This window comes from Streptomyces sp. NPDC031111 (assembly GCF_055570675.1).
Genome location: NZ_JBVIGS010000025.1, coordinates 66,634 through 82,529, shown reverse-complemented (window position 1 = coordinate 82,529; position 15,896 = coordinate 66,634). Strand labels below are relative to the sequence as shown.

Below are 15,896 nucleotides of genomic sequence, written 5' to 3'. Positions count from 1 at the left end.
AAGCCTTCGGTACCTCTTCGGGTGCCGTCCGGCCGGCCGGCAGGTGCCAACGTTGTGTGCAATTTGACAACGTTGGCACAACATTTCTAATGTTCAATATGCAACGAACTTGGACTTCGAACGAAGAAGGTCTCATGACCGTGAACTCCGCCGACCGAACCGTCTCCGGGCACGTCGCCATCGTCACCGGCGCGGGATCCGGCATCGGCCGGGCCGCCGCCGTCGCGTTCGCCCAGGCCGGCGCGCATGTGCTCGGGGTGGGCCGCCGAGAGGAGCCGTTGAAGGAGACGGCGGCGATCCATGACAACATCGACGTCCTGGCCGTCGACATCTGCGAGGACGGAGCACCCGCCCGGGTCGTCGGCGAGGCCGTGCGACGCTGGGGGCGCCTCGACCACCTGATCAACAACGCCGGCGCGACAGCGGTCATGCCGCTGGCCGAGACGGACGAGCAGGCGATCCAGGACCTGCTCGCCCTCAACGTCGTGGCTCCGAGCCTGCTGGCCCACGAGGCCCTGCCGCACCTGCGCAAGACGTCCGGCACCATCATCAACCTCTCCAGCACCTACGGCCACCGGCCCATGCCCGGCGGCGCCCACTACGCGGCGACCAAGGCGGCCATCGAGCAGCTGACCCGGAGCTGGGCGCTGGAACTCGCGGGCGAGGGCGTACGGGTCAACTGCGTGGCCCCCGGACCCACCCGGACCGACGTCATGCTGCACGCCGGTCTCAGCCCCGAGGCGGCCAACGACATGTACGCCTACGAGCGGGAACGCATTCCCACGCACCACATCGCGAGCGCCGACGAGATGGCCCACTGGATCCTTCGGCTGGCCGAACCGGCAGGGCGGCACGCGACCGGTCAGGTGATCACCGTCGACGGCGGCCTGGAACTCATCTGACCCTCCGTCGGAGCCCGGTGCGGGGACCCGCGGTCCGCCGGTCCCCGCACTACTGTCGGCGTATGAGCGAAGACACCCAGCGTTCCGTTGTCGTCGAACGAACCGGCGCCGGCCACTTCGTGGCCGTCAACGCCCGTGGTGGCACCCTCCACTTCGGTACCGCCTCCGGCGACGGCCCGGACACCGAGTTCACCCCGGTCGAACTGCTGCTCGCCGCGATCGGGGGCTGCACGGCCGTGGACGTCGACGTGGCCACCAGCCGCCACGCGGCACCCGACGCGTTCTCGGTCTCGGTGACCGGCGACAGGATCAGCGACGAACTGGGCAACCGCATGACCGACCTCGTCGTCCGCTTCCGCGTCACGTTCCCCGACGGCGAGGGCGCGGACCGTGCCCGCGCGATCCTTCCCCGCGCGGTCACGGCATCGCACGATCGCCTCTGCACGGTCAGCCGCACGGTCGAGACCGGGACGCCCGTCACCGTGACGGTCGAGGACGCCTGACCGTCCGGGGCGGTGCACCACGACCGCCCCCGACGGACTTTGCCTTCCCTTTACAACCCGCGCTGTCGCTCTCCCGTCTCTTCGCACGATCCATGACCCAGCCCGCCGGATCACCGTGCGGGCGGACCGACGAAAGAGAGCTGTCCATGCGCCGAACCCTCCTGAGTGCCGCGGCACTCGCCTGCACCGCCGTGCTGGCGAGCGCGGTGCCCGCGTTCGCCGACGGGCCGTCCCCCGTCCCCGACACCGCGGTGACCCCCAGCGCGTCGCCGGTCCCGGCCGACACGGACCCGAGCCCGGTCCCGGCCGAGAGCGACGCACCGACCTCGGCGGCGGCCCCCGGTGAGGTCACCGTCGTACCAAGTGGTGCGCCCGACACCGGGGTTGCCCCCGCGGCGGCACAGTCCGGAGCCGACGGCACGCTGATCGGCGGGGGTGCCGCGGCGGCGCTCGCGGCCGGTGGCGCGGCGGTCCTCCTCGTACGTCGCCGGCGGGCCACCGCACGATGACCTCGTTCTCCAGGCGCGCCTTCGTCACCGCGGCGACGGCCTCCCTCCTCGCCGGCTGCGGCGGCGGTCGGGGGACCGACGGGGCCACGTCCGAGAGCCGCAGGCGTACGACACCGTCCGCGCGCCCACTGGGGCGTTCGGTCCCGGTCGGACTGGAGATACCGGCCATCGGCGTCGACACCCCGGTCATACGACTCGGACTCGCCCCGGACCACACCGTCGAGGTGCCTCCGATCAGGGCGCACGACCCGGCGGGCTGGTACCGGCACTCACCGACACCGGGCCAGGTCGGCCCGTCGGTGATGCTCGGGCACGTCACGGTCGGAGCCCACGGGGACGGCGTCTTCCGTCACCTCGCGCGGCTGCGCCGGGGCGACCGGATCGTGGCGCGCCTGGAGAACGGCTCGGCGGCGGTGTTCGCCGTCGACTCGATCCGGACGGTCGCCAAGGCGGACTTCCCGACGGACGCCGTCTACGGGAAGGTCGACCGTCCGGAACTGAGGCTCATCACGTGCGGCGGCCCGCGCACCGGTGACGAGTACCGCGACAACGTCATCGTCTTCGCCGCGCCGGCCTCCGGCCCCGACCATGGAGAGCGTTGAAACGGTCCCGAGAGCAGGCAGCGTCGGAACTCTTCGCCGCCCTCTACCCGCGCCTCGCCGGCTGGTGCCGCCGTCTCGTCGACGACGACGGGACGGCCCACGAGATCGCCTCCGAGGCGTTCACCCGGCTGTGGGCCCGCTGGACGTCGGTGGCGGAGCCCCGGGGCTTCCTCTACGTCACCGCGGCCAACCTCGTCCGGGACCACTGGCGCACACTGGAGCGCGAACGCAAGGCCGTCCACCGCGTCACCGCCGAAACGGCCGTCCGACCGCCCACCGAACAGGCCGACCCGTCCGTACGCCTGCTCGTGCAGTCGCTGCCGGAACGGTTGCGCGTCCCGATCCTGCTGCACTACTACGCCGACATGCCGATCCGGGAGGTGTCCGCGCTGACCGGACGCAAGGAAGGAACCGTCAAGGCCGACCTCCACGCGGCCCGCGAACTGCTCCGCGCCCACCTGAGGAGAAGCTTTGATCACACACTCTGACGAGGGCCCGGAGAGGGAACCGGACGACCCCCTCGCCGTCCTCCTCGGCCCCGGCGCCGACTACCTCGCCCCGCCTCCGGGGCGGTACGAGGCGATCCGCCGCGGCGCGGCGCGCCGCCGGCTGGCCCGCACCGTGGCCGGGGTCGGGCTGACGTGCGCCGTCGCCGTCCTCATCGCGCTGCCCGTGCGTTCGGCGATTCCCGACCGGCCGACGTCCCCGACGGTGCCCCTCGCCCCGCCTCCCGTGAGCAGCCCCTCCGCCACGCCCACGCGGCCCACACCGTCGGTGTCACCGGTGCCCGTCGAGTCCCGGCCGGCCCCGGCCCACGGCTCCGACACGGCACGGCCGACGCCTTCGTACTAGCCGCGCAGGCCGCGGTCGGCGAAGGCGATCAGCCACTCGAAGCTCTCGTCGATGTCGGTGCTCCACTGGAAACCGCCTGCCGCCTGGAGGGTGGCGAAGCCGTGGCAGAGGCTGCGGAGCATGCGCAGGGCGTGGTTCACGTCGGGCTCCTCGATCTCGTAGCCGTGCAGGACGGCCATGAACGCGGAGAGCAGACGGTGGCTCGCGGTGGCCAGGGGATCGTGCGGGCCGGAGGGTTCCAGGCCGATCGTCGCGGCGTACCGGCCGGGGTGCTCGAGGACGAAGGCACGGAAAGCGCGGGCCGCGGCTGCCAGGGCGTCGCGGCCCGCATACCCACGCACCGCGCCGCCGACGGCGTCGGCGGCCTCCTCCAACGCCAGGACCGCGATGCGCCGGATGAGGTCGTCCTGGCCACCGACGTGCTTGTACAGGGACGGCGTCCGCACTCCCAGCCGTTCGGCCAGCAGACCCATCGTCAGATGGGCGAGGCCCACTTCGTCCGCGAGGGCGGCACCGGCCGCGACCACGGCGGCCGGGTCCAGGCCGGCCCTAGCCACGGGCGGCGTCCGATCGGAGGAAGGCGAGCACGAGCGAGACCACCTCGTCGGGGAACTGGTCGTGCGGATAGTGCCCGGCGCCCTCGATCATCTCCAGGCGCCCGAGACCGGACGGCAGGGCGTCGACGATCGCCGATCCCTCGGCGCGCGGGTCGGCCCAGTCGGGGTCGAGCGTGCCCATCACGACGAGGACCGGGCAGCGGACGTCCGCGAGGTGCGCGCCGGCGTCCGTCGGGGCGCTGCGGCCCATGCTCCGCAGGGCCTTCATCCGGCCCGGCTCGCGCAGCAGGGAGTCGATGCGGTCGAGCCGCTCGCCCCAGTCGGCCGGCCTCGGGCCGGGGTAGGCCACGTCGAGGTACGAGCGCCACATCGGTACGCTGCCGAACATCCCCGTGCCGAGCAGTCGCAGCATGCCCCGCCTGAAGCGCTTGACCCGCAGGTCGCCGAGGCGGACCGACTGCTTGCGGGTGAACGGCGCCAGCTCCACCACCGAGGTGACCAGAGCGGGTTCCCGCGCCGCGGCGACGGTGGCGGCGCCGCCGGCGAACGAGTGACCGACGAGCACGGCCGGACCGCCCAAGTGGCGGATGACGGCGAGCAGATCGCCGGCGACGGCGGTACGGCTCCAGTCCGGCCAGTCGGTGCTGGACTCCCCGCAGCCGCGCAGATCGACCGCGGCCACCCGGTGGCCCGCCGCCACCAACTTCGGGATCACGGCGCGGTACGCGTCGCGGCTGTCGCCCATGCCGTGCGCGAGGACGATCAGCGGGCCGGACCCGGCCACCTCGTAAGCGATCACGCCGCCGTCGACGGCGAGGTACTCGGTCATGACATCCCCCAGTCGGGCGAGCTTGGCTAACTTCGTTAGCTATAAGCTAATCGGATTAGCCAAGTTCGTCAACAGCCCGCGCTCACGGGGGCAAACGGGGTAGCTCCACGTGCACGATGTCGGCCCAGGTTCGAATCTGTGGGCATGAGCCTCCGTCCCTGGGTCGTTGTGGAGCCGCCCGACAGTCGTGGTCTTCGCCGCGTCACCATCGGTGGCGAAACGGTCGGCAGTGCCTGGTCGCCGGCCGGGCTGCGCAAGTTGCTCGGCCGCCTCGGCTACCCGGAGGACTTCGATCTGGACGATCCGGCATCCGTGTGCTGGCGCGGGGGTGACAGCGGGTCCTGGGCGGACCGCCCCTGGAGACGGCGCTCGGTCATGTTCCTCATGGTGGCCGGGCTGCTCGCTTCCGCGGTCTTCGCCATGGTCATCGGATGGCCGGACGCCTCGGGAGCCCTGACGTTCGCGCAGCGCATCACGGGCGTGCTGTTCGTCCTGTCGGGCGCGGTTCTGGGAATCGCGGCGGTCGCGGCAGTCGACTACTGGGGGAGACGGCAGTTCAAGGCGTCCGGAGCGATCGTCCTGCTCGGGGCCCTCATGGTGCTGGCCACCGACAGTCTGCTTCTCCTTCTCTGGCTCGAGGAGAGGGAGTACACGCGGCATCTGCTCGTCTTTCTGTCCGCGTTGTGCTGGTCCATATGGGCAGTTTTTCTTCTGGTGCGCGAAAAATCATGGAAGGGAATGCCGCAGCCCAAGAAATTCGCGGCCGGGGTGGTCGCCACGGCACTCCTGACGGCTGTCAGTCTCGCCTATTCCACCATGTACCAGCCTGCGGCCGCCCCTATGCACTTCACCCTGAAGGCAGAATTCGGTAAGGCGTGGGAGGACAGCAAGCTGCCTTACGTGCACGTCCCGCTGACGCTGTACATGAAGAACACCGGAGGGATCCCGGTGTACATCGTCAACGACATCTACACGGTCCGCGGCAGGATCGCCCAGTACTCCCGGGGGACGGGAGACCCGCTGACTGAGTGGCAGGAGAGTGTGGAAGAACTGGGACCACGCGCGGGAGAGGCCGAACTCTACGTCGACGACCTCGAGTACACCACGATAAGCAGTGGAAGATTCTACGACATCGGCAACTCGTTGGACGTGGGGCAGGAATACTCGATGAAGCGTGTTTTCCAGCTTCCCAGGAACGTCGGGTACGACACGGTGAGTGTCGAATTGCAGATCTCATACATGAGAAAGGATCGCGGGAAGATCGACGTGCGGGAGTTCAAGTCCCCCCACCCTTCGTGGGACAGCGCCGAGCCCTTCCACTGCGACCCGGTGGTCTGCGGAGCACTCCTCATATATCGCGGTAGGGTGCGGCACAACAACAATCTCATCAATGTGACGCGCAAACCGCGGTATGTGACGGCTGTCTGGTCCCCCGGAGAACCGTTCTTCTCCTCGATCTCCTCCGTCCCCTTCAATTTCCAGGCGCAGGGTGACTATCTGGAGGAAAGGAGGGAGCTGGAGAGATACGGGGCCGCGGACGCCCGGGCGGATGCGGAGATCTCCGCGGCCGAACTGCTGAGATCCGCCGGGGTCTGATCCGATCACCCGCCGCCCCTGGACAGCCAGGTGCCCACGGTGACGCCCTCCTTGTCCAGGTACTTGGCGGTCTGCACGCAGGACATGGCGGAGCCGCTCATGGTGCCGAACAGCTGGTCGCGCGGCACCAGCTTGGCGAGTGCGGTGATGAGCGGCACGACCTCGAACGGGCCCTGGGCCTGTTCGTTGTTCCGCAACTGGGCGTGGACGTCGAGCATGTCGTTGCTCTTCTCCACCGCCCGCCAGAAGTCCTTGACCCCCTCGTCCTCCCACTGCGCGGGAACCAGATTCCTCAACCCGCCCATGAGGACGGACTCCCGCTTGGTCTCGAAGATGGCGCTGGTGCAGACCGCGGCAGCCTTGCCGAGCGACTCCTTCGGGCGCTTCTGGGCGGAGGCGGCTTCCTCCTGCTCGTCCTTCAGGCGCGAGGTCTTGTCCTCCAGCTGATCCCTGGCCTCGGACCGATCCTCCTGTGAAGTCGCGGGATCGCTGATCTTCTTCGCCAGCGCGCTGACCTGTTGTGTGATCTCCGCCAGCTGCTTCCGGTCCTTCGGCGTGGTCCTCCGGTCGGCCATGAGCTCCGCGGAGGCGCCCGACTGCACCACCGCGTTCCAAGCATCCTCCTCGGGGCCGGGGCTCGGAGGGGGATCCTGGGTTGCGTCCGTCGTGTCGGACTGTGCCACGGAGTGGTTCCTCGCGGCGTGGTTGGTGTCGTTGATCATGGCGATCATCGGTTTCCGCACGTCCTGCGGCGTCCTGGGATCGCAGATGATGTCGAGGGTGGACGTCGTGCGTTTGACCACCAGGATGAGCATGGACCGTTCATCGGCCGGTATCCGGGGATCGTTGAACGCCTCGAGTGCGGAGGTCACCTGCTTCACGATGGCGGTCAATTCCTTCCGCAGCTCGGGAGGGGTGCTCGGGTCGTTGATGGCCGCCAGCGCGGTGGACAGGTTCTCCGCGGCCTCGATGACTCCCTGACGGTCCTGCGGCAACGTCTCAGGACTGTCGAGCGTGCCGACGAGGGTGATCAGCTTGTCCACGGTCCCCGCGAGTTCCTCGGGAACCTGTTCCTTCTCCTCGTTCAGAGTCGTCGTCGCCTCCTCGATCTCCACCGTCTGCTCAGGCGGGGGATCGGACGTCTGTCCGTCCGTTTCCTCGGAGTCCGTCGGCGGCCCCGTGTCATTGCCGTCAGGTGTCTCGTCCTGCGTCTCGTCCGTTGTCCCGTCCGGAGTTTCGTCCGGCGCGGTGGTGGGAGACGTCGTGGGTTCCTCCGGCGTGTCGGTCGGTTCGGTCGGTGGTTCGGTTTCCGGTGGCGGTGGGGGAGTGTTGGGTTCCGGCGGATCGTCCGGCTCGGGAGCGGGAGACGGCGGAGGCTCCGGGGTCTGAGCCGGTGCCCCGGCAGCGCCCCCGTTGAGGCTCTGGGAATCCGCCGCGGCAATCGTCAGTCCTGCGGGGAACGCGAGGGCCGCGCTCAGAAGAGACGCGCCGGCCGCGTGAAAGACATGTCGCCGGGAGAAAGTGGCCATGACGGTTCCAGACCACACGAGGGTGGACGACGGACTGGATCGAGGGGAGCGAAGGCGAGAACCCCGCGTGTGTCCCCGCTCGATACGGACTATGGTGACACCAGGTCCTTCTCACCCCCAACGCTACGACGCCATGGAGGGGGCGGCAAGCGCGGTGACGTGCGGAAACCGGTCCTCCGAGGCAGGCCCCGCGGGCCACACCAGCGCCTCGTGGCGCACACGGTGACGCACGGTTTGCCGCGGTGACCCACCCGACGCATCGTAGGAAGTGGGGGAGGATCCGCCGCACGTGCCCGTTGTCCGTCCGGCGCCCGCTTCCCACGGAGGGAAGGATCTCACCATGCCCCACCCATGGATGCCCCAAGCCCTCAAGGCGGACATCGGAGACCATGCGCCGTGTGACCCCGGGTTCCCGGCAAGGGCGATCGCGCACATCACGGCGGACCTGAAGGCCACCGCCGAATCCCCCGAGAACCTGCTCCCCTTCGCCCGACTCAAGAGCTACTTCACCGGCACCGGCAAGGGCAGCGCTCCGCACATCCTCTGGGACCCCTTCCACGGGACCTTCGCCCAGTTCTTCCCCGCCACTTCTCGCAGCAAGGCCCTGGCCGACGCCCCCAGTGGAACGCGTACCAACCGGGCGGGCACGGTCGTCATCCAGATCGAGGCCCTGTTCTTCCCGCACTGCCGCGTCGACAACACGGTGTTCGCAAGGCTGGTCGACACTCCGTGCAAGGGCTGGGCCGAGCTCCACGCGTGGGTCAGCTCCTGGGGCGTACCGGACGACTGGCCCATGGGTCGCCCCACCTCCCTGTCCCGCAACACCTGTCCGGTGGACAAGTGGAGGGCGCGGGGCGGGTGGTACGCCCACGCCCAGGTTCCGGAGAACGACCACGTCGACCCCGGGTCCTGGCCGCCGTTCGTGTCCGGGCCGACCGAACCGTCCCCGCCGGAGGCCCGGTTCGAGCCGTTCCCCGGTGCGTCGTTCTTCCAGTCGGGACGCAGGTCGCCCGTCATCGCGGCGATGCACGGCCGGCTCGTCGCCGTGGACTGCGACCGCTACACGTCCGAGACCGGGATCGACGTGTGGGGAGCCGGCGATGTCAGGTCGTACACCGCCTGGCAGCAGAAGCTGGGTTTCGAGGGAGATTCCGCCGACGGCGTCCCCGGCAGGTTCAGCTGGGACAGGCTGGAGGTCCCCAGCGTCTGACGCCCTCCGGTCAAGGCGCCCGAACTCGGCCGTCACACGTCGGCGGACTGGGCGTCAGAAGACCTGGGAGACCGCACGATTCCTGGTTGCGTGCGACGTGCAACGGGCGCATCGTGGAAGTAGAGCGACTGTGACCGACCGGCAGCGGTACGGCTCAACCGGCGGCCTCCACGCACCCGAGGAGGCACGATGGTTGCTCTCTCCCACGTGCGATTCGGCATAGCGCAACGATGACGTCGAGGCCGTTCAGACGGAACTGATCGCGGTCCACCGCGAGTCGTCCTACCGGCCCAACGCGGTGAACCAGGACGATGTGAACGCGACAGGCCCGGTCCAGTCGGACGGTGCGAGAGTGTTCCGGCCCCCTACTGAATCACTGAAAGGAGTGGGTCATGCCTGCATTGGCGCCATTCCCGGGAGCGGGGTTCTTCCACAAGGGACAACACAGTCCCGTGATCGCCTCCATGGGCAAACGCCTGGTGGAGGAGAAGTGCGGCAAGTACCGGACAGGTCCCGGCCCCGAGTGGACGGACGTCGACAAGGAGTCGTACGCCGCATGGCAGCGCAAGATCGGATTCGAGGGTGCCGATGCCAACGGCATCCCGGGTAAGACCTCCTGGGAACGTCTCCACGTCCCGAAGCCGCCGGCAACTCGTGGGCGCGTCGAGTCTCCCGTACCGGGACACGGGGTCACCACCCGCCACGGGGTGAAGGGACCCCACTGGAGCCTCGGCCGTCACACCGGCGCGGACTACGCCGCCCCGAAGGGGGCGCGGTGCGTCGCGGTGCTCGACGGGTCCATCGCCCGCCACGGATTCGACAAGAGTTTCGGCAACTTCCTCGTGCTGCGCTCCGGCGGATTCGACTACTGGTACTGCCACCTCTCCGAGCAGACGGTGACACAGGGTTCCGTCAAGGCCGGCCAGAAGATCGGAGAAGTCGGCAGTACGGGGAACGCCACCGGTCCCCATCTCCACTTCGAGAAGCGTCCGGCCCGTGGCGGCTTCGGATCCGACGTGTCACCCACCTGGTAGGCGTAGCGGCGTGTGGCGTCCGCCGGAGCCGGAAGGGCTGCCACTCTCGTCGTCCATGGATGTCAGTACCTTCTACGCGCTCTTCTCCACCACCTGCTTCACCCTGGTCGGGCTGTGGTGGAACGTCGTTCAGAGCCATGCGGACTGGATGCGGGACCCCGCCCTGCGCCGCATCGTCGGCGGGATCTACCTCTCGTTCCTGCTGCCCGCCGTGATGGGTCTGTTCGCCCAGGTCGGCGGCACCGAACAGCCGGGGATCTGGCGGGGCGCCTTCATCGCCCTGTCCGTGATCGGCTGCGTGTGCACCGTGCGGCTGCTGGCACGCTCCCGCGGCGACCACTTCATCACCTGGCAACAGGCGGCCGCCGCACTGCTCTACGCCCTGATCGCCGTCGTCGGCGCCTTCCCCGAACTCGCCCGCCACGTCCGGCTGCGCCCCATCCAGACCGAGGCACTGATGCTGATCGTCCTCATCGTCCTGGCCCACGCCCTCGTCTGGCGTTACATGGCGGGCGTGGGCCGCGCCGACGAGGAGGCGGCTGCCTGACCCCGGCGCCGGGTCACGAATGGTCCGGCAGCTTGAGCCACTCGTCCCAGGTCACGTCCCGGCCGATGAAGCGCGGCCGTTCGAACGGCCAGTCCTCGGCGATCCAGCGGGGCACGAACACGTCCAGCGCCCGCTCGAGCGCACCGCCCACTTCGTCGTCCACCACCCACCACGAGATCTCGGCGTCCGCCCCCTGCTTCTCGGGCGGGTCGATGTAGACGCATCCGCGCAGGGCGGTGCGGTCCGCGTTCTCGATCGTGTAGTTGAACGATTCGTGGGCCTCGATCTCCGCGGCGTGCCGCTCCAGATCGGCCAGATTCGCCTCGTACGACATCGTGGCCGACGGCCAGCCCCACGCGGGGCCGAAGATCGACCACAGCCGCTCACGGGAACCCATCACCGTCGGGTAGTCCAGCGGTGCGTCCGCACCGCTGATCGGACGCAGGCGGTGGCCTCCGCCGTCGGGTATGTCGACGTGGAGGGGATGGACGAAGTCTTGCGGCAGCCAGGTCATGGGCGTGAGCCAACCACGTGGCCGATCACCGCGCAAAGGGATATGCGGCCCGGTCCCCCGGCGCGGCCGGGCACCGTTCCGCGTACGTGTCATGTGGCGCCGTGGAGTCCGTCGTGCCTGTCGGGCGCCGCTTCCGGCCCGGGCACGGCCGGCGGCATGGGCGGCAGGCCCGCGGAGAGGCCCGGCAGCAGGACGGGCTCCAGCCGCACCCGCTCCTGACTGCCCAGATAGCGCTCCATCTCCGGGGGCCGGTAGCCCGAGTTCCGGTCGTAGCGCTCCTTGGCGGGCACCGCCAGGAACTCGTTGCCGTCGGGCTCACCGTCGTCGTTCACGGCCGCGCCCAGCGGCCGGTGCAGCGGCCCGGCCAGACGGTACATGCCCGTCCGCGAGTCGTGGAGCGGACCCGAACCGTCGGGCCGTACCCGGAAGCCGACGCTCTCCTGAGGCTTCATCACCTGGGGCCCTTCCGTGCTCAGAGCGTCGGCGTCGAACTCCAGCCCGTGGCGGCGGGCCTGGTCGACCATCCACAGCAGGGCGATGTCGGACAGTCCCGTCTCCTTGTAGCCGCCCCCGACGTCGCAGTGCACCCCGGCGAACCACACCTGCTTCAGTTCCTGGTCCCGCGCGCCGGGACGCCGGTGCCACAGCGTCGGCCGGAACGCCGAGCGCTGCTCGTCGGCGGCCAGGGCGTGGAACGCGGCCTTGACCCAGCTGCTCAACTCGGTGTCGTGGAACGCCCAGCGGCGGTTGAACCGGTTCGCCGCCGGCCGCAGCCACGGCGTGTCCGAGACCGGGATGCCCAGGGCACCGACCGTGTCCCACACCCCCACGAACCTGATCTCCGAATCGCGGGCGTACGAGCGCCGGAACAACGTCGCGGCCGCGCCGTTCGGTTGCTCGATCCGGTCCCGGTACAGCGCCCACGCCTCCGGGACACGGTCGAGGTGGTCCCGGCGCAGAATGCCGCTGTTGCGCACGAGGCCCACGAGGCTGCGGGCGGTGAACGCACCCCGGCTGAAGCCGAAGAGGAACAGCTCGTCGTCGGGCTCGTACGTCTCGACGAGGAACCGGTAGGCGTCCAGGATGTTCCGGGACAGCCCCACACCGAACGCGCCGCCGCGCAGTCGCTCCCGCCGGTGGGTGCCGACACCGCTGTGGTAGTAGACACGCTGCTCCACCCCGGCTGCGGACCCCGGGAGCACGGACAGCGCCACCTTGGCGACGTTGGTCTTGCTCGGCTGGTCCGCGAAGTTCCATGTGCCGTCGCAGCAGACGACGAGACGCTTGGCCATGACCATCCCTCCTCACGAGAGCGCGGCACGGCGCACAGCACCACTTCCAGGGTCGCACCGTCGGGGGTGCCGTGCCACGTGCTCACTGGTGATGTTGTGGCCTGCGGAGCACCATGGGAATGGAGAGGCGAGTGGCCTCGGACCGGGGGCCCGTCTTCCCTTCCCTCGTACGAGGGGGTTCCTCATGGCTTCCCACAGCCGTCCTCCCGACGTTCCTCCGGAACTCCGGCGGGAGATGGGCCGGCGTCGACCCGAGAGCCGATTCGGCGGTGGCGGCCGGCCCGGGCGTCCCGGTGGTGGTCGTCCCCACCGTCCCGGAGGCGGTGGTCGGCCCGAGCGTCCGGGCGGGGGAGGCCGTCCGGACCGCCCCGGCGGTGGCGATCGTCCTGACCGGCCCGGTGGTGGGGGCCGTCCCGACCGGCCGGGGGGCGGGGGCCGCCCCGACCGCCCCGGCGGTGGTGGCCCCGGGCGACCGGACGGAGGCCGCCCCGACCGCCCCGGTGACGACGGTGCGGTGGGACCGTTCCGGGTCGTGCGCCCGGCGGACATGCTCGTGGCCGACATCAGCCTGGTGAACCTCCGGTTCGACGGGCGCCGCCTGGTGCGGCGGGAGCCGGCCGCGCCGACGCTGATCGTGGTCGGGCTGCCACCACAGCACGTCATGGAGGAGGTGTCCCCGACACCCGGCCCCGGGGCCGCCCCACCCGGCTCCACGAAGGCCTTCACCTCCGGCGCCTCCCAGCTGGTCTTCGCGGTGCCGCCCGAGGTGGACGGCCTGGAGCTGTCCTTGGACTCCCTGCTCGACTGGAAGCGGCTGGTGCCGATGACCGTGCCGGTCGTTCAACCGGGCGGCACACCCACCGCGCTCCCCGGAAGCGTCCTGGAGTTCCCCACCCGGCTCCTCCTCACCTACGACGAACCCGTCACCTGGATGTGCCCGCCCGAGCCCGACGGCGCCGACGGCCGCACCGGGCTGTGGCACGCCCTGCTGCGCGGCGAACGGGGCGGCGACGCACTGCTGCGGGCCCTCAGGAGGGTCGACGACCGGGCTCCCGTCACCGTGCAATTCCCGCTGAGCGAAAGGAACCTGAGGGACCTGGTCACGCTCACCAGCCGGGCCGAGCTGATCGACGCCGCGGGCGCGCCCATCGTGCTGCCCAGTGCCCCGCTGCGTGCCGAGCAGTTCATCACGACGCCCCTGGGCGCCTCCGCCCATCTGCACGGCGCCTGGGACAAGGTGTCCACGGACGCCGTCACGCAGCTCCGGACGATCGGCAGGGACCGTCCGGACCTGGCGGCGTACGACCACATCACCGGTCTGGGACGCGACCAGTACGTCAGGGTCGTCACCCGCGGCTTCCTCTCCACCGGGCACCCGGCGCTCCTGGTCAGCGAGTTCAAGCGACTGTTCGTCGCCCACCGGGACGGCGGCATCGTGGCCCAGCTGCGACAGGAGGACCGCATCATCCTGCGCGAACCCGAAGTGCGCTACGGGGAGACCACCGGTTTCGCGCATCAGGGACGCGAGATGCCCTTCCCCGTGCTGCGCGTCACCGACCGGGTCACCCCCCTGCTCAAGACCGCCTGGTCCCGGAACGACAAGGGGGAGCTGGAAGCCCCGAAGGCGTTCTGGGTCGAGCTCGAGGACGGCGCGCACGACCATCAGTTCACCGTTCTCGCGACCGACCACGAGGGACGCGAGGTCAGCTTCACCACGCCGCTGGTGTTCGTGCCCGCCTCACGGGCCGACAACTGGGACGAACTTCTGGCCTGTTACACGGAGAGCGAGACCGGCCAGCGGGACCGCGTCAAGCGGCGGCTGGGCGGGCAGGTGATGGCGATGGCGAAGCCGCCCGCCGACGCACCCGGCAGCACCAGTCACGCCGTGGGCACGCTGGCCTTCGCGATGACCCGGAAGACGGCCGGAGGCGAACATCCGCTGGCCGGCACGCTCGTCGTGTCCGGAGGCGCCGTGCGGGTCCCCGCCCTGGAGCCGTTCACCCCGAAGGCCGGGGACGTGCCCGTCGAGTTCAACAAGGTCTATCGCGAGACGGGCATGGCGGCGCACCCCGCACGTGCCTACCTCGACCTGGCCGCCCCGGTCGACCTCGCCTTCGCCGCGGACAAGGTCGGTGGACTCGCCCAGCCCAATGCCGCGGTCAAGGTGATCACCAGTCAGGCCGGCGTCGTACCCGACATGTTCGGGACCGACCCCACCGCGGAGATCAGGAAGGCCCTCGGAGCCGCCAAACTGCTCGGCTTCATCGACCTGGGCGCACTGGTGGCGCCCATCGTCGGACAGCACCTCGACCGCCTGAGGCAACTCGGGGACAACGAGATCCAGGCCCTCCTGGACGATGCGGGCGGCACCCTCCCCGCCCCGGTGCTGCGCGTCCGGGACCTCGTCGACGGGGCCGGCAAGGAACTGCGCTACGTGTGGAAGACCGGCCTGGTACCGCCGCAGCCGCGGCCGGACCCGTTCCCGTTGGACGTGTCCCGCGCGGTGCTGACCCTGGACGCGCGGACGGTCGTCTCGAAGGACGCCGCGCAGAAGACGTCGATCGAGGGCAGGCTGCGCGACGTGGCCCTGGAGATCGCCGGCGTCGCCCGGGTCGAGATCGCCGACCTGAGGTTCCGGGCCGTCCCCGGCAGCAAACCGGACGTGTCGGCATCCGGCCTGGAACTCAAGTTCCTGGGAGAGCTCCGGTTCATCGACACACTGCGCAGCGCCCTGCCCGCCGACGCCTTCGGCTCCGGCGCGTACGTGGACGTCCAGCCCTCCGGCATCCGCACGGGGTACGCGCTGGCCCTGCCGGCCATCGGCATCGGCGTCTTCTCGCTGGCGAACGTGTCCCTGAAGGCGGAACTGTCCATCCCCTTCGAGCCCGGCAAGGCCATCTCCTTCCGCTTCTCGGTCTCCGAGCGGCAGCGCCCCTTCAACGTCACCGTCTCGCTGTTCGGCGGGGGTGGCTACTTCTCCCTGCTGGTCGACGCGGAGAAGGGCATCAGGGAGGCCGAGGGCGCCATCGAGTTCGGTGGGGCGGCGGCACTGAACCTGGGCGTGGCGAGCGGCGGAGTGTCGGTCATGGCCGGCGTCCGCTTCGAGATCAGGGACGACAGCGTGAAGGTGGGCGGCTACCTGCGCTGCAACGGCTTCCTGAGCGTGCTCGGCATCGTCACCGTCTCCGTCGAGTTCTACCTGGAGCTCACGTACGAGAAGCACGGCAACGAGTCCGTGGTCCGGGGCAGGGGAACGCTCACGGTGAGCGTGCGGATCGCCTTCTTCAGCAAGTCCGTGTCCCTCAGCCTCGAGCGGAGCTTCTCGGGCGCGCCGGGCGACCCCACCTTCGTCGACTGCTTCGACCGGGAGACGCACTGGGAGGACTACTGCCTGAGCTTCGACGGCGACCCGTAGACCCG

General features: G+C 70.1%; 17 protein-coding genes. 12 read left to right on the top strand and 5 right to left on the bottom strand.

Annotated elements, in window-relative coordinates; translation table 11 throughout:
• The first annotated feature begins 134 nt into the window (after positions 1-134).
• The 6 genes from ACZ470_RS35540 (at position 135) to ACZ470_RS35515 (ending at position 3,368) form a co-directional block, all read left to right on the top strand.
• A complete protein-coding gene (locus ACZ470_RS35540) occupies positions 135-902 on the top strand; it encodes an SDR family NAD(P)-dependent oxidoreductase (RefSeq protein WP_468434067.1) in 768 nt (255 codons plus the stop codon).
• A gap of 62 nt (positions 903-964) precedes the next feature.
• Positions 965-1,405 (top strand): OsmC family protein, encoded by a 441-nt coding sequence (locus tag ACZ470_RS35535; RefSeq protein ID WP_468434065.1) that lies wholly within the window; start codon positions 965-967, stop codon positions 1,403-1,405.
• A 146-nt stretch (positions 1,406-1,551) separates the two neighbouring features.
• The gene (locus ACZ470_RS35530) at positions 1,552-1,914 is read left to right on the top strand and encodes a sortase-dependent protein (RefSeq protein ID WP_468434063.1); all 363 of its coding nucleotides are present in this window, start codon (positions 1,552-1,554) and stop codon (positions 1,912-1,914) included.
• Complete coding sequence (locus tag ACZ470_RS35525) at positions 1,911-2,516, top strand: class F sortase (RefSeq protein WP_468434061.1); 606 nt, start codon at positions 1,911-1,913, stop codon at positions 2,514-2,516. The genes ACZ470_RS35530 and ACZ470_RS35525 overlap by 4 nt, the downstream gene beginning before the upstream one ends.
• Positions 2,513-3,004 (top strand): RNA polymerase sigma factor, encoded by a 492-nt coding sequence (locus ACZ470_RS35520; protein ID WP_468434059.1) that lies wholly within the window; start codon positions 2,513-2,515, stop codon positions 3,002-3,004. Before ACZ470_RS35525 ends, ACZ470_RS35520 begins: the two co-directional genes overlap by 4 nt.
• On the top strand, positions 2,988-3,368 hold the full coding sequence (locus ACZ470_RS35515) for a hypothetical protein (RefSeq protein WP_468434058.1): 381 nt from the start codon (positions 2,988-2,990) through the stop codon (positions 3,366-3,368). Before ACZ470_RS35520 ends, ACZ470_RS35515 begins: the two co-directional genes overlap by 17 nt.
• Here ACZ470_RS35515 and ACZ470_RS35510 read toward each other — a convergent pair.
• The gene (locus tag ACZ470_RS35510; protein WP_468434088.1) at positions 3,365-3,895 is read right to left on the bottom strand and encodes a TetR/AcrR family transcriptional regulator; all 531 of its coding nucleotides are present in this window, start codon (positions 3,893-3,895) and stop codon (positions 3,365-3,367) included. The two genes, ACZ470_RS35515 and ACZ470_RS35510, sit on opposite strands and share 4 nt — an antisense overlap.
• A 22-nt stretch (positions 3,896-3,917) precedes the next feature.
• The gene (locus tag ACZ470_RS35505) at positions 3,918-4,754 is read right to left on the bottom strand and encodes an alpha/beta fold hydrolase (RefSeq protein WP_468434056.1); all 837 of its coding nucleotides are present in this window, start codon (positions 4,752-4,754) and stop codon (positions 3,918-3,920) included.
• A 144-nt stretch (positions 4,755-4,898) separates the two neighbouring features.
• Between ACZ470_RS35505 and ACZ470_RS35500 the strand changes: the two genes are divergently transcribed.
• Positions 4,899-6,350, top strand: coding sequence for a hypothetical protein (locus ACZ470_RS35500; RefSeq protein WP_468434054.1), 1,452 nt, complete (start codon positions 4,899-4,901; stop codon positions 6,348-6,350).
• Between the two features lie 5 nt (positions 6,351-6,355).
• Here the strand turns inward: ACZ470_RS35500 and ACZ470_RS35495 are convergent, their stop codons facing one another.
• Entirely contained in the window at positions 6,356-7,465 is a 1,110-nt protein-coding gene (locus tag ACZ470_RS35495; RefSeq protein ID WP_468434052.1) for a hypothetical protein, read from the bottom strand.
• Positions 7,466-8,219: 754 nt separating this feature from the next.
• Between ACZ470_RS35495 and ACZ470_RS35490 the strand changes: the two genes are divergently transcribed.
• The 3 genes from ACZ470_RS35490 (at position 8,220) to ACZ470_RS35480 (ending at position 10,670) form a co-directional block, all read left to right on the top strand.
• Entirely contained in the window at positions 8,220-9,089 is an 870-nt protein-coding gene (locus ACZ470_RS35490; RefSeq protein WP_468434050.1) for a peptidoglycan-binding protein, read from the top strand.
• Positions 9,090-9,481: 392 nt separating this feature from the next.
• Positions 9,482-10,123 (top strand): peptidoglycan-binding protein, encoded by a 642-nt coding sequence (locus tag ACZ470_RS35485; RefSeq protein WP_468434048.1) that lies wholly within the window; start codon positions 9,482-9,484, stop codon positions 10,121-10,123.
• A 55-nt stretch (positions 10,124-10,178) separates the two neighbouring features.
• A complete protein-coding gene (locus ACZ470_RS35480) occupies positions 10,179-10,670 on the top strand; it encodes a hypothetical protein (RefSeq protein WP_468434046.1) in 492 nt (163 codons plus the stop codon).
• Between the two features lie 13 nt (positions 10,671-10,683).
• Here the strand turns inward: ACZ470_RS35480 and ACZ470_RS35475 are convergent, their stop codons facing one another.
• On the bottom strand, positions 10,684-11,184 hold the full coding sequence (locus ACZ470_RS35475) for an N-acetyltransferase (protein ID WP_468434044.1): 501 nt from the start codon (positions 11,182-11,184) through the stop codon (positions 10,684-10,686).
• A gap of 89 nt (positions 11,185-11,273) precedes the next feature.
• On the bottom strand, positions 11,274-12,476 hold the full coding sequence (locus tag ACZ470_RS35470; RefSeq protein WP_468434043.1) for a DUF2235 domain-containing protein: 1,203 nt from the start codon (positions 12,474-12,476) through the stop codon (positions 11,274-11,276).
• Between the two features lie 269 nt (positions 12,477-12,745).
• Here ACZ470_RS35470 and ACZ470_RS35465 point away from each other — a divergent pair, with 269 nt between their 5' ends.
• Positions 12,746-13,051: a hypothetical protein gene (locus ACZ470_RS35465; protein WP_468434041.1), complete on the top strand. Its 306-nt coding sequence runs from the start codon at positions 12,746-12,748 to the stop codon at positions 13,049-13,051.
• Positions 13,030-15,891 carry a hypothetical protein gene (locus ACZ470_RS35460; RefSeq protein ID WP_468434040.1) on the top strand — a complete coding sequence of 954 codons (2,862 nt, stop codon included), beginning with the start codon at positions 13,030-13,032 and terminating at the stop codon, positions 15,889-15,891. The genes ACZ470_RS35465 and ACZ470_RS35460 overlap by 22 nt, the downstream gene beginning before the upstream one ends.
• Positions 15,892-15,896: the final 5 nt, after the last annotated feature.

What these genes read in the sequence shown, in the direction of transcription:
- ACZ470_RS35540 (WP_468434067.1), top strand. Translation starts at nt 135, where the DNA reads ATGACCGTGAACTCCGCCGACCGAACCGTCTCCGGGCACGTCGCCATC.
- ACZ470_RS35535 (WP_468434065.1), top strand. Translation starts at nt 965, where the DNA reads ATGAGCGAAGACACCCAGCGTTCCGTTGTCGTCGAACGAACCGGCGCC.
- ACZ470_RS35530 (WP_468434063.1), top strand. Translation starts at nt 1,552, where the DNA reads ATGCGCCGAACCCTCCTGAGTGCCGCGGCACTCGCCTGCACCGCCGTG.
- ACZ470_RS35525 (WP_468434061.1), top strand. Translation starts at nt 1,911, where the DNA reads ATGACCTCGTTCTCCAGGCGCGCCTTCGTCACCGCGGCGACGGCCTCC.
- ACZ470_RS35505 (WP_468434056.1), bottom strand. Translation starts at nt 4,754, where the DNA reads ATGACCGAGTACCTCGCCGTCGACGGCGGCGTGATCGCTTACGAGGTG.
- ACZ470_RS35500 (WP_468434054.1), top strand. Translation starts at nt 4,899, where the DNA reads ATGAGCCTCCGTCCCTGGGTCGTTGTGGAGCCGCCCGACAGTCGTGGT.
- ACZ470_RS35490 (WP_468434050.1), top strand. Translation starts at nt 8,220, where the DNA reads ATGCCCCACCCATGGATGCCCCAAGCCCTCAAGGCGGACATCGGAGAC.
- ACZ470_RS35485 (WP_468434048.1), top strand. Translation starts at nt 9,482, where the DNA reads ATGCCTGCATTGGCGCCATTCCCGGGAGCGGGGTTCTTCCACAAGGGA.
- ACZ470_RS35480 (WP_468434046.1), top strand. Translation starts at nt 10,179, where the DNA reads ATGGATGTCAGTACCTTCTACGCGCTCTTCTCCACCACCTGCTTCACC.
- ACZ470_RS35475 (WP_468434044.1), bottom strand. Translation starts at nt 11,184, where the DNA reads ATGACCTGGCTGCCGCAAGACTTCGTCCATCCCCTCCACGTCGACATA.
- ACZ470_RS35470 (WP_468434043.1), bottom strand. Translation starts at nt 12,476, where the DNA reads ATGGCCAAGCGTCTCGTCGTCTGCTGCGACGGCACATGGAACTTCGCG.